Annotated in this window: 12 protein-coding genes; 4 read left to right on the top strand and 8 right to left on the bottom strand. The window is 28.4% G+C overall.

Annotation, left to right across the window (positions count from 1 at the left end):
• Together QM495_RS01155 and QM495_RS01150 are read left to right on the top strand one after the other, a co-directional pair.
• Positions 1 to 390 (top strand): energy transducer TonB (locus QM495_RS01155; RefSeq protein ID WP_408670270.1); only part of this gene is annotated, 390 nt, incomplete at its 5' end.
• Positions 391 to 426: 36 nt separating this feature from the next.
• Positions 427 to 1,683 (top strand): hypothetical protein, encoded by a 1,257-nt coding sequence (locus tag QM495_RS01150; protein WP_408670269.1) that lies wholly within the window; start codon positions 427 to 429, stop codon positions 1,681 to 1,683.
• 32 nt (positions 1,684 to 1,715) lie between these two features.
• Here QM495_RS01150 and QM495_RS01145 read toward each other — a convergent pair whose 3' ends face one another.
• A complete protein-coding gene (locus tag QM495_RS01145) occupies positions 1,716 to 3,308 on the bottom strand; it encodes a mechanosensitive ion channel family protein (RefSeq protein ID WP_408670268.1) in 1,593 nt (530 codons plus the stop codon).
• Positions 3,309 to 3,381: 73 nt separating this feature from the next.
• Positions 3,382 to 5,322 (bottom strand): YgiQ family radical SAM protein, encoded by a 1,941-nt coding sequence (locus QM495_RS01140; RefSeq protein ID WP_408670267.1) that lies wholly within the window; start codon positions 5,320 to 5,322, stop codon positions 3,382 to 3,384.
• Between the two features lie 150 nt (positions 5,323 to 5,472).
• Between QM495_RS01140 and QM495_RS01135 the strand changes: the two genes are divergently transcribed.
• Positions 5,473 to 5,925, top strand: a complete 453-nt coding sequence (locus tag QM495_RS01135) for a hypothetical protein (protein WP_408670266.1) — start codon at positions 5,473 to 5,475, stop codon at positions 5,923 to 5,925.
• A 174-nt stretch (positions 5,926 to 6,099) separates the two neighbouring features.
• Here QM495_RS01135 and QM495_RS01130 read toward each other — a convergent pair whose 3' ends face one another.
• From QM495_RS01130 to QM495_RS01120, 3 genes are read right to left on the bottom strand one after another with little or no spacing between them, the layout of a single operon-like run.
• Positions 6,100 to 6,888, bottom strand: coding sequence for a glucosaminidase domain-containing protein (locus tag QM495_RS01130; RefSeq protein ID WP_408670265.1), 789 nt, complete (start codon positions 6,886 to 6,888; stop codon positions 6,100 to 6,102).
• A 3-nt stretch (positions 6,889 to 6,891) separates the two neighbouring features.
• Positions 6,892 to 7,815 carry a 1-aminocyclopropane-1-carboxylate deaminase/D-cysteine desulfhydrase gene (locus tag QM495_RS01125; protein ID WP_408670271.1) on the bottom strand — a complete coding sequence of 308 codons (924 nt, stop codon included), beginning with the start codon at positions 7,813 to 7,815 and terminating at the stop codon, positions 6,892 to 6,894.
• A gap of 11 nt (positions 7,816 to 7,826) precedes the next feature.
• Positions 7,827 to 9,743 (bottom strand): ABC-F family ATP-binding cassette domain-containing protein, encoded by a 1,917-nt coding sequence (locus QM495_RS01120; RefSeq protein WP_408670264.1) that lies wholly within the window; start codon positions 9,741 to 9,743, stop codon positions 7,827 to 7,829.
• Positions 9,744 to 9,809: 66 nt separating this feature from the next.
• On the opposite strand from QM495_RS01120, the gene QM495_RS01115 reads away from it, so the two are divergent.
• Entirely contained in the window at positions 9,810 to 10,208 is a 399-nt protein-coding gene (locus QM495_RS01115) for a DUF983 domain-containing protein (RefSeq protein ID WP_408670263.1), read from the top strand.
• On the opposite strand, the gene QM495_RS01110 is transcribed toward QM495_RS01115, so the two are convergent.
• The 3 genes from QM495_RS01110 to QM495_RS01100 form a co-directional block, all read right to left on the bottom strand.
• Positions 10,192 to 11,229 (bottom strand): NAD(P)/FAD-dependent oxidoreductase, encoded by a 1,038-nt coding sequence (locus QM495_RS01110; RefSeq protein ID WP_408670262.1) that lies wholly within the window; start codon positions 11,227 to 11,229, stop codon positions 10,192 to 10,194. The two genes, QM495_RS01115 and QM495_RS01110, sit on opposite strands and share 17 nt — an antisense overlap.
• Positions 11,230 to 11,303: 74 nt before the next feature.
• Positions 11,304 to 12,206 carry a gliding motility protein GldN gene (gene gldN / locus QM495_RS01105; RefSeq protein ID WP_408670261.1) on the bottom strand — a complete coding sequence of 301 codons (903 nt, stop codon included), beginning with the start codon at positions 12,204 to 12,206 and terminating at the stop codon, positions 11,304 to 11,306.
• Between the two features lie 12 nt (positions 12,207 to 12,218).
• On the bottom strand, positions 12,219 to 12,557 hold a 339-nt coding region (locus QM495_RS01100; protein WP_408670260.1), incomplete at its 5' end, for a GldM family protein.

Here is a 12,557-nt window from a genome sequence, read left to right as displayed (position 1 = left end):
GATAAAGAAGGAAATATTGCAGGTGTTAAATCAAGAGCTCCACATATTGCACTTCAAGAAGAAGCAATACGAGTTATCAATTTATTACCTAAAATGATTCCTGGTAAGCAAGATGGAAATGCTGTTGGTGTTAAATATAGTTTACCAATTGCTTTTAAAGTTGAGGGTGATAATCTAAAAAACAAAGCTAAAAACAACATATTACTAAATGCTGGAAATACTAAAAATCCACCTCTTTATATTTTAAATGGAAAAGAAATTTCTAAAGAAGATATGATTCAAATTGATCCAAAATCAATTAAAAGCTTAAACGTTTTAAAGGGGGGAAAAGCTATTAAAAAATATGGACAAAAAGGGAAAGATGGTGTTATTGAAATAAGTATAAAGTAAGTTGTACTTTTAGCTTAAAAAATAATCTAAATAGCTATGAAAAAGATTTTTGTCACATTATTACTAATACTGTTAGCATTAAAAACCGAAGCACAAACTTCGGTTTTTACTATTGTAGATGACTTACTGTTAAAAGGAAATTACACAGAAGCTTTGGTTTTATTAAAAAAAGAAGAACCTATAACTTCAATAATTCTTGTTAAAATAGCATCGATTTATCAAACTGTAGGAAATTATAATCAAGCAATAAACTATTACAACGAAGCTTTAGAAATTGAAAAAACTGAAGAAATTAAAGTAAAATTAGGTGTAGCATATAATTCCGTAGGATTTACTTCAAAAACAATTGAAATTTATGAAGAAATTATTAAAAAAGACACCTCAAACTTATTGGTTGCAAATAGTTTAGGTAAATTATATTTAGCAAAAAACAAATCAAAAAATGCTGAAAAAATTTATCGGTTTTTAATAAAAAAAGATTCCTTAAATCCAAATTACCCGTTTCAATTAGCTAAATCTTTATCCAACCAGAATAAAAAATTTGAAATGGGGCAAAGTTATTTAGATGCTTATAATTTAGACACTTTACATCTTAAAAGCATTTATCAGTTAGCTAAATTTTTTAAAACATTAAGGGTTAGAGACTCATCAATGCTATTTATAAATAAAGGGTTAAAAATTGATAGTACTAATTTAAATTTTCTTCAATTAAAAGCAAGTGAATTGTATTTTTTAAAAGACTATAAAAGTGCAGTTACTTATTTAAATAAATTAGACCGTTTACATTTTAAATCTGTTACAACTTTTGAAATGTTTGGTATGTGTTACATGAATTTAAAAGAATATGAATTATCTGAAAAATATTTTAGAAAAGCTTTAAAAATTAATAGAAATGATCCAAAAATTTGGTACAGATTAGGAGCTTTGTATTATAAGCAAGAAAATAATAAACCAGCTAAAATGTATTTATTGCAATCTATTATGTATGCTAAACCAGAGATAGATAAACAATATATGCTCTTAGGAATAATTTCAAAAGAAGAAAAAGATCTGCAAAAAGCCATCCATTATTTTGACAAATCTTATAAAAATAACTTTAATAATTATAATGCACTGTTTCAATTAGCACTAGCCTCTGACATATATTATAAAGACAAAAACATTGCTTATAAACAATATCAAAGATATATTGAACGGTTTGATACAAACGATAAAGAAATTACTAATTATATTTTACAACGATTAATAGAAATTAAAAGGCAATCTTTTATTGACGGTAAAATTATTGATTAGTAAAATCAATAACTTTATACTACTAAACTCACTTATTTAATTTTATCAATAATTTGTTTAATTCTTACACTTTCCTTGTTATACCCAATTTCTTCTAATTTTTTTTCTGGAAATTGCTCAATCATAACTGTAGTTGATGGGAATGCAAATTCAACACCTAAATCTTTCGCCAAATTTAATATTTTAATATGTAAATTATGCTTAGAAGATTGTTCTGAATTCCAATCTAAAGCCGTAAAGTACATATTTACAAGTATTAATAAAGATGAATCTCCAAATCCTGTAAATTCAACATTAAAAGCATCATCACGCGTATCTGGATGGATTTCAATAATTTTCCGAACTCCTTTTACAAAAGCATCAATCAATTCAGGTGGTGTGTCATATCTCAAACCTAAATTAGTTGTATAACGTCTAAAAGCACGTAATCCCTTATTGTTTACAACCATTTCAGACAATGTACTATTAGGTATTTGATATACAGAAGTATCAGCAGCACGCACTGTAGTTGATCTAAACCCAACAGTTTCAACAGTACCAACAACTTCACCAGCTTCAATCCAATCTCCAATGTGGAATGGCTTATCTATAAAAATCATGATAGTTCCAATCAAGTTTTTCACAGTATCTTGTGAAGCTAAAGCAACCGCTAATCCCCCAATTGAAGCACCAGCAATAACTGTTACAGGTTCTACTCCAAAAAGCGTCAATAGTTTTAATATACCTATAAAAATTACGAGTCCTGTTAAAAAATTATGTAAAATAGGAACTAATTGGTCATCTAACTTTCCGTGTGTAGATTTAGCAAAATCCTCATAAATACTCATAACTACTTTCACAAGTTTTAAGAATACATAAATCCAAAAGACAGTTACCATAATATTTAGTCCTAAAAACAACATGGTATTTATATCTAAATGCAATAATAACGAAGGCAACAATGTTTTAACAAACCAAATAATTAGTAAAAACACAATAGGTCTAGTTAATTTTTTTAATGCATTTTTAATCTTTTCACTAGATTTATTAATAATTAAATATTGTGCTTTTTGCAATATAAAAAATATAATTTTACGGAGAATAAAAAATAAAATAGTACTAACTGCAAGTAAAATTAATAAGCCAAAATATTGCCACAATTCTATTTTAAGAAAACTTTGATGACCAAACTTAGGAATAATTTGTTGCAATTTTTCGGTATGCCAAGGAAACATTTTTTTATACAATTCATTCACCTGATGTGTAGTTTCAGATGAGTAATACCAGTTATTTCCAACTCTCTCAACATAAATTTCTGGCATTTGATATGGAAATAAAACATACCTATTTCCAATTTTATAATCTGTAGTATCAGAAAACATTTTATTGGTTGGTACTTTGCTAAAATCAACTTTTAGTCCTCTTCCGTCTAATATTTTCTTTAGCTTAATTGCTACATCTTGTGCTTGTTCACCTTCAAAACCATAAATTGTAGTTGCCGCTTTTTCAGGCTCATAAGAATCTGACTGTAAAAAATATAAATGGGTATAAATTGTTGAATTTGGATTACTTAAATCAACTTTTACTTTATTTTGAGCAACTATTATTGATGAAATCAATAAAAAAAACAGACTAATCTTCTTCATTATAATAAGTATTTAAACTTCACTACAAATCTAAGATATAATTTGATTATGGTAAATTTATATTGTACAATTATTACCTTTTCTTTCTCTTATTGTATTTCTTTTTCTTTCTCGAAGTAAAATTAACAGCATCATCAAAAGTGTTTTTAGCTTTTACGTCTTTATTTTTTTTCCAAGAATTTGTTGATGGTAACAACTTTTGAAGTAAATCATCTCTCTTTACTTTTGATAAAATATTTCTAATCCACTGCTGATTTTCTCTTTTATACCAAAAGAAAAACCGATGTTGTTCGTCTCTTTCTTTTTTAGTTTTTGGAGATTTCATTGGTTTTAATGTGTACGGATGATAACCACTATAATAGATTACCGTAGCAACAGTCATTGGAGTTGGTGTAAACCCTTGCACTTGTTCTAACTGAAATCCCATATCTTTCGTTTCAGCAGCTAAATTTGCCATATCTTCCAATTCACACGCAGGGTGACTTGAAATAAAATAAGGTATTAATTGAAGGTTTAATTTTTTACGAACATTTATGTTATCAAATCGCTCTTTAAATTTATGAAAATACTTAAAAGAAGGCTTTCTCATAAGCTTTAAAACATTATCTGACGTATGCTCAGGGGCAACTTTTAATCTTCCCGAAACATGCTTTGTTAAAACCTCTTCTGTATATTCTTCTAACTCTTTTACATCTGCTTTTTTATTAAATTCAGGCACTAACATATCATACCTTATTCCACTTCCAATAAATGATTTTTTAACCTTTGGATGTTTATCTACTGCTTTATAAATCTCTGTTAATGGTTTGTGCGAAGTATCTAAATTATGACAGATAACTGGTGATATACAAGAAGGAGCCACACACTTATCGCAAATTTCTTGCACCTTCCCTTTCATTTTATACATGTTTGCAGAAGGGCCTCCAATATCTGATAAATACCCTTTAAAATCTGGCATATTTGCTACTTTATCTACTTCCTTCAATATAGATTCCTGACTTCTACTAGCAATAAATTTTCCTTGATGGGCTGAAATGGTACAAAAACTACACCCTCCAAAACAACCACGATGAATATTAATAGAAAATTTTATCATTTCAAAAGCTGGAATAGGACCACGCTTATTGTACTTTGGATGTGGTAATCGTGTAAAAGGTAAATCAAAAGAAGCATCAATTTCCTTTTCTGTCATGGTAGAATATGGCGGATTAATTACTAAAGTTGAATCTTCAATATCTTGTAAAACTCTACTCCCAAATATTTTATTTGACTCTTGTTCAATTACTTTAAAATTTGCTGCAAAAGATTTTTTACTTTTTAAACAAACTTCATGAGAATTAATTCTAACATCTTCCCATTTTTTATTTTTAGGAAGTGCTTCTCTATTCTTTTGTAAATAAGCTGTCTGATTTATTGTTTTTAACGATGAAAACGGAACTCCTTTTTGTAATAAGTTTACAATTTCTCTTAAAGGTTGTTCTCCCATTCCATACACTAATAAATCGGCTTTTGATTCGGTTAATATATTTGGTTTCAAGGAATCACTCCAATAATCGTAATGTGTTACTCTTCTAAGTGAAGCCTCAATACCTCCTATTAAAACAGGGACATCAGGAAATTTCTCTTTTAAAATTTTTGAATATACAACACTAGCATAATCCGGCCTAAAACCTTTATCTCCATTGGGTGTATATGCATCTTTATCACGAGATCGTTTGCTTGCAGTATAGTTGCTAACCATAGAGTCCATCTCTCCTGCTGTTACTCCAAAAAATAATTTAGGTATTCCTAATTTTGTGAAATCCTGTAAATTATCATGTACACTTGGCTGCGGTACAATTGCAACCTTAAGCCCATAACTTTCTAATATTCTACCTATAACAGCTGGTCCAAACGCAGGATGATCTACATAAGCATCACCGCTAAATAGAATTACATCTAACTCCGTCCAACCTCTTAGTTTTACCTCTTTGTTAGTTGTTGGTAACCAATCTGAAAGTTTATTCATCATCATATTTTGCAAAAATACACTAAATAAAGTAATTGAAATTGCTCCTTGAAATAACTAAAATCTGTTAACGAATGTTAATGAGTGTTAACGTTTTAAACCTTAAAACTATTTAGATGTCTTAGTATTATAAAAACAATTAAAATAACAGATATCATGAAAAAATTAGTAGGATTATTAGTAATTATGTTTGTGCTAAGCAGTTCAATAAACGCACAAGGAAATGGGAACAGAGGAAATCAATCTAACTTTACACCTGAACAACAAGCCACGTTACAGATTAAAAAAATGAATTTACAGCTAGATTTAAATCAATCGCAACAAGATGCTATTTTTAAACTACAAAAAAATCAGGCAATAGTTCTCCAAGCAATGAGAAAATCTATGCTAGAAAGAAAACTAAATGGTAAAACGTTGACAACTGAAGAAATATTTCAATTTAAAAGTAGCCGTTTAGATAGAATACAACAACATAAAATAGCTATGCAAAAAATTCTTACAGAAGAACAGTTTACTAAATGGGAAAACATGAGAAAGGGAAATACCCTAGCTAGTAGAGGATGTAATTCTCGTCAAACTAGTCAACAAAAATTTGGTAAACGATTTTAGCAAAACCGCCTTGTAACATTAAATTTGAATGAATTAAAAGAGGCTGTCTAAAAAGTGTTATTCTGAATGGAAATGAAGAATCTCATTGAAATTAAATATCCGTATATTAAGATGTTGAGATTTTTCACTTTGTTCAAAATGACACATGTAATTACTTTTTAGGCAGCCTCTTTTTTATTTTATTAAATGTAAACTTTGCCCTATACTAATCTCATTAGAATTTAGGTCATTCAAACGTTTCAATTCTTCAACCGTTAAACCATACTTTTTTGAAATAGAATACAGCGTATCTCCCTTTAAAACAATGTGATTTTTAATATTTTTTTCTACTGGAATTTCATAAGATTTACCTAAGACTTCAGTGTCATATTTATGTAAGTCGTACTTTTCAATTAATGCAATTAGTTTCGCTGGATATCTTCTGTCTGTAGCGTAACCTGCTTCACTTAAACCTTTTGCCCAACTAACATAATCTCCTTTTTTAAATTTAAATAACTTCGCATACCTGGTTCTTCCTGTTAAAAATTGTGAGTGATCTTTAAATGAATTTATAGGATCTTTATACACTCTAAAACAATCGTCCTTTTTGTCATCATCATGATAAACACGTTTACCTTTCCAACCTTTGTGGCATTTAATTCCAAAATGATTATTTGATTTTCTTGTTAATTCACTATTTCCACTCGATGATTCTAAAATACCTTGTGCTAACGTAATGCTTGCAGGTATTTTATACTTTCGCATAGATTCCATAGCTGTATTTTTATAGGTATCAATATATTTAATTGTTGAGTTTGTAATTGGTGTATTTGAAACCTTTATATGCTTTATAGTTGTTTTACTACTGTTATGGTTAATTACTACTTGTTCTTTTTTACTTTTAGATACAGCTTTTTTCTTCGATTTACAATTCGATAGCAAACCAATTGTTAATAGCGTAATAAAAATATATTTCAACTTCATAAGTTATACTATTTGTGGCAATTTTTTCTTTCTTAGTATCAAATTCATTCCTTCAATTCCTTGTAAACCTCCCGTATGAATTGCTAAAATTTTAGTTCCTTTTTTAAAATAATCATTTTTAATTAAATCTATGATACCAAATAACATTTTTCCAGTATAAACAGGATCAAGAGGTATTTGGGTTTCCCTTTTAAATTTATTGATAAATGTAATTAATTCTTCTGAAATTTTAGCATATCCTCCAAAGTGATAATTCGTGTTTAAACTCCAATTATTAGTTCTTAATACATATTTTTTTATTTCATGTTGAAGGAAATTACCTTTTAAAGCAGGAAAACCAATAACTTTTTGATGTTTTTTTGCTGAATTTATCAGTCCTGAAATTGTTCCACCAGTACCAATAGCTGAACAAATAATATCAAATTTATGATCTTCTTCCGTTAAAATTTCTTCACAGCCTTTTACAGCAAAATTATTAGTACCTCCTTCTGGAACTAAATAAAAATTACCAAATTTTTCTTTTAAATCATCAATAAATTTATGAGAAGTTTTACTTCTATAATCACTTCTTGAAACAAAATGAAACTGCATATTGTGTTCTGATGCAAATTTTAATGTTGGGTTATTTTTTATAACTTCATCTAAATCGTTAGCTAATTCATCGCCTCTAATTACACCAATTGTTTTAAAATTATGTTCAAACCCTGCTGCAGCTGTAGCAGCTATATGATTAGAATATGCACCACCAAATGTTAATAACGTATGATGGTTTTTCTCATAAGCTTCAACTAAATTGTATTTTAATTTTCGGTATTTATTACCTGAAATAAATGGATGCAACTCATCTTCACGCTTAATAAATAAAGAAACACCTTTATCTTCCAGTTCTGAAAATTGAATTTGCTGAATTCTACTATTTTTAGATATTAAGAACAAGTTTAAGTTTTTTCAATTTTTTCTTGAAGTTCTTCCCAATCTTCCATTAACTCATCAAGTTCATCCTTTTTAGCCTGATAATTTTTAAAGAAATCTGGATTTGTATTCACTTCATCCGGATTTTCAAATATTTCCGCATCTAAATTCAAAATTTCATTTTCTAAATTCGTTATCGTTTTTTCAACTTTACTTAACCTATTTGTTAGCTGCTTTGTTAATTTTTTTTGTTGTTTTTTTTCTAAATAAGCTTCTTTTCCAGTTGACTTCGTATTCGTTTTTTCAACAGTCCTTTTTTCTACTTCTCTAAAATTTTCTAGATTATGCCGTTCTAAATAATAATTAATATCTCCTAAATACTCTTTAATAACTTTATTTTTGAATTCGTACACTTTATTACTTAACCCTTGTAAAAAATCACGATCATGAGAAACTAAAATTAAGGTTCCTTCAAAACTTTGTAAGGCTTGTTTCAATACATTTTTTGAAGCAATATCTAAATGATTTGTTGGCTCATCCATAATTAAAACATTAAATGGATTTAACAACATTTTACACAGCGCTAATCGGTTACGTTCACCTCCTGAAAGAACTTTTGCTTTTTTATCAACCTCTTCGCCTCTAAATAAAAAAGAACCTAACATATCTCTTATTTTAGTTCTATTAGCATCTGTTGAAGCATCTTCCATAATTTGTAATACCGTTTTCTCACCATCTAAATATTCCGCCTGATTTTGAGCAAAATACCCAATTTGAACATTGTGCCCTAACTTTAAATTTCCATCAAAATCAATATCACCAACCATCATTTTGGCCAATGTTGATTTCCCTTGTCCATTTTGACCAACAAAAGCAATTTTACTATTCCGCTCAATTAATAAATCTATATGCTCTAATACTTGATTATCATCATAATTTTTCGCTAGGTTTTCTCCTTCAAAAATTATTTTACCTGGCTGAATAGAAACTGGAAAACGCACATTTAATACTGCATTATCATCACCATCAACTTCAATACGTTCAACTTTATCTAATTTTTTTATTAACGATTGTGCAAATGCTGCTTTTGAAGCTTTATATCTAAATTTTTCTATAAGTTGTTCTGTTTGTTTTATTTCCTTCTCTTGATTTTTTTGTGCCTGCGCTTGTTTTTCTTTAATATCTTTTCTTAAAACTAAAAATTGAGTGTAAGGCTTATTGTAATCGTAAATTTTCCCTAAAGAAATTTCAATAGTTCTATTAGAAACGTTATCTAAAAACATTTTATCATGTGAAACTAAAACCACAGCTCCATAATAACTTTTTAAGAAATTCTCTAACCAAATAATTGATTCAATATCTAAATGATTTGTAGGCTCATCAAGCAATAAAATGTCATTTTTTTGAAGTAATAATTTCGCCAATTCAATTCGCATTCTCCAACCACCCGAAAAAGTTTCAGTTAGCTTCCCAAAATCTTCACGTTTAAATCCTAATCCCTGTAATATTTTTTCTGTATCTCCTTGGTAACTATATCCTCCTAATAGTTCATACCTATGAGTTAAATCATCTAATTCGTGTAATAAATCATGATAACTTTTCGATTCATAGTCTTTACGCTCATTTAATTGATAATTAATGTTCTCTAATTGTTTTTCAGCTTGCTTAATTTCAACAAAAGCTGTATACGCTTCTTCTAAAATTGTTCTTCCTAATGTGAATTCAATATCTTGTTTTAAGAAACCAATACTAGTGTCTTTTTCAAATGCCATTGTACCAGTATCACATTCTAATTCTTTAGCTATAATTTTTAATAACGTAGACTTTCCTGCTCCGTTTTTTCCAATAAGACCGACTCTATTACCAGCATCTAACTTAAAAGTTATTCCTGCAAATAAATCAGTTCCTCCAAATGAAATTGATATGTTATGTGCGTTTAGCATATTTTATTACAATTCTTAATTCTAAATTTTTAACTTTGCAAATCTATCATAATTTTAGCAAAGTCTATGTTTAAAAAAGGAACGAAACTATATAGTATTATTTTTAACAAATGCCCTAAATGTCATGAAGGAGACTTTATGATTGAAAAAAATATGTTTAAACTTCATAGAGCCTTTAAAATGCATGATAATTGTCCAAAATGCAACTTTAAAAATATGATGGAACCTTCTTTTTTTTATGGTGCAATGTATGTTAATTATGGACTTACAGTTGGGTTAGCTATCGTTACTTTTATTATTTCATCGCTTGTATTTAATTTAAGTTTACTTCAAAGTTTCATTCCAATTGTTGCTATTTTAATTTTATCTTCACCACTAACTGTTCGGCTTTCAAGAATAATTTGGATTAACTTATTTGTGTCTTATGATGCTAACTTTAAGAAAATTACTAAAAACGGGCAATAGAAATCTCTTTATCTATTTCAATGTTTTTTTCTAAATAATTATACAATACTTTTGATGCCATAGGAGCAATCATCACTCCTCGTGTTCCTAAGCCATTTAGAATTGCTAAGTTTTTATATTTTGGGTGTACTCCTAATAACGGTCTTCTATCTTTTACCGTTGGTCTTATTCCTGCTAAATGTTCAATAATAGTATATGGTACCGTTAAAAATGAATTTAACTTATCAATTAGTTCTTTCTTACCTTCTTCTGAAGGTTGTTTTGTTTTATCTTTCCAATTAAATGTTGCACCTACTTTATAATAATTATTTCCTAACGGAAGTACAAATACGGCTGCTTTTATTACAAAATTAATATTTAAATTGATGGCTTTTATTATTAACAACTCTCCTTTTGCTTCTTGCATTGGTAAATAATTAAAAAATGGATTTTTTTTCAATCCAAAACCTTCACAAAAAACAACTTTAGATGCTTTTATTCCTTTATAGTTTACTTCAGTTTCGTTAATATTTAATTTAGAATGTTCAAAATTCTCATTTTTTATAATATTTTTTTCTGATAAATATTTTTTGTAGTCTTCAAGTAATGCTTTAGTCTCAATTCTTCCAGTATTTATCAATTTCCCAAAACCATAATTAGCTAAAATCCCTTCATGCTTTTCATGAATTACCTTTGAATCCATATAATTTGAAAGTTGCCTTTTACCCGAAGCTATAAACCAATTATTTTGTTCTTCAACCGATTTAAATACACGATAAATTGGTACGGAATAATCATATTTATTTTTAAATTTATTTTCTAAACTTGCATAAAAAGGCAAAGCTATTTTTAATTGCTCAACTGCGTTCCAAACGGGTGTAAACCTTTTTAAAATCACAGGATTATACATTCCTCCAGCAACAATTGAAGAATTTTGAGAACCATTTTCATACACTATAAACGTTTTATTATTCTGTTCTAATTCTTTAGTGAAAGCTAATCCGGCTAGCCCTAAACCAACAATTATATAATCTACATGCATAAAACAAATTTAAGTCCTAAAAACAAAAAACTCTTGCAAATGGCAAGAGTTTTTTGTTTTTAATTTTCAGGAATTTAATAATTCCACATATCTAATTCTTTATTTCTAATTTCATCTTTAATTTTATTAGACTCAATAACTTGGAATAAAGCATTTCCTTTCACATATTGAGCGACATCTCTATCCCCATAAATGTTTTCCTCTCTATAGATAATAGAATTAAATCTTCGAGCATTCAATAAATGGTCAAATGAAATTGGATAAGCTGAATTTTTCGAGTTAAAAACTTTCATATCATGAAGTGTTTGTCTAGCATCTGGAAACCAAACCCAAAATAGTGCTAATTGTTCAGAAATATCCATATCTTCTCTTCCCATTATTTGAACATCTGGCGCAACTGGTGCTAAAGCAAGTAGCCTATATTTTAATTCACCTTGACGCTTATCAAAATACCATAAACCTTTAATTTTAAACCCTTCAATGTCTTGAGAGGTTAAGTTAATTTTATCAATATATTCTTCAATATTGGTAACTCCAGCATTTAACTCGTCTATACCAGCTTCAGTTGTATCAACTCTATATAGTTTACTACCTATTTCTGCTTTTGTCATTTTTGCTGTAAAATAGGAATCATCATAAACTTCTGTAATTACACCACTTTTAATACCTCTTAATAATGTATCAAAAAGAGAACGTCTATTTTTGGATACATTTGTAGTATCAACAGGGTAATACATTGGCAAATTAATGCGCTCATTTAAATCAATAAACTCCCAAACAACTTTAGACCATAAAATATCTCTATCATCAATATAGCCATACTCTAATGGTTTATCATTATCAATAGCCAATTGCTCGTTTGTTTTTACACCAATATTAGAAGGCTTATGTGCATTCAATAAATTTGACTGTGCGTATGTTAAGCTATATAACATAAATGCCAAAATAAAAATTCCAATATTTTTCTTGTTCATCATTTAAATATTATTTTATTGTATTTCTATACTAACTGCAGATGCTTCTTTAATTTTATAAGTTGTATTCCCTGCTAACGCAGATTTTATTGCAAATATTGTAACTACGTCTCCTCTTTTAGCTTTAGCTATTGCTTTTTTAGCTTGTGCATTCATTCTATTACCTCTTACTACAACAGCTCCTTGACCAGGTACTTTAACCGTAAAACCTGAAGTATTTAAAACTAAATCAAAATCAAAGTCTAATAAAATTGCACTTACAGTTGCTTTTGCTAAACTTGTTTTTGGCATTTTTACATAACCTGTTTGTTTTCTTATACTTCCACTAGGTGAAGGTATTCCCTTAATTCTAAA

It is taken from the genome of Lutibacter sp., from assembly GCF_046055765.1.
Lineage (GTDB): Bacteria > Bacteroidota > Bacteroidia > Flavobacteriales > Flavobacteriaceae > Lutibacter.
This window is presented reverse-complemented; position numbering and strand designations above follow the sequence as displayed.

Excerpts from the sequence above, each read along its gene's own strand:
- QM495_RS01150 (WP_408670269.1), top strand. The coding sequence starts at position 427 with ATGAAAAAGATTTTTGTCACATTATTACTAATACTGTTAGCATTAAAA.
- QM495_RS01145 (WP_408670268.1), bottom strand. The coding sequence starts at position 3,308 with ATGAAGAAGATTAGTCTGTTTTTTTTATTGATTTCATCAATAATAGTT.
- QM495_RS01140 (WP_408670267.1), bottom strand. The coding sequence starts at position 5,322 with ATGATGATGAATAAACTTTCAGATTGGTTACCAACAACTAACAAAGAG.
- QM495_RS01135 (WP_408670266.1), top strand. The coding sequence starts at position 5,473 with ATGAAAAAATTAGTAGGATTATTAGTAATTATGTTTGTGCTAAGCAGT.
- QM495_RS01130 (WP_408670265.1), bottom strand. The coding sequence starts at position 6,888 with ATGAAGTTGAAATATATTTTTATTACGCTATTAACAATTGGTTTGCTA.
- QM495_RS01120 (WP_408670264.1), bottom strand. The coding sequence starts at position 9,743 with ATGCTAAACGCACATAACATATCAATTTCATTTGGAGGAACTGATTTA.
- QM495_RS01115 (WP_408670263.1), top strand. The coding sequence starts at position 9,810 with ATGTTTAAAAAAGGAACGAAACTATATAGTATTATTTTTAACAAATGC.
- QM495_RS01110 (WP_408670262.1), bottom strand. The coding sequence starts at position 11,229 with ATGCATGTAGATTATATAATTGTTGGTTTAGGGCTAGCCGGATTAGCT.
- gldN (WP_408670261.1), bottom strand. The coding sequence starts at position 12,206 with ATGATGAACAAGAAAAATATTGGAATTTTTATTTTGGCATTTATGTTA.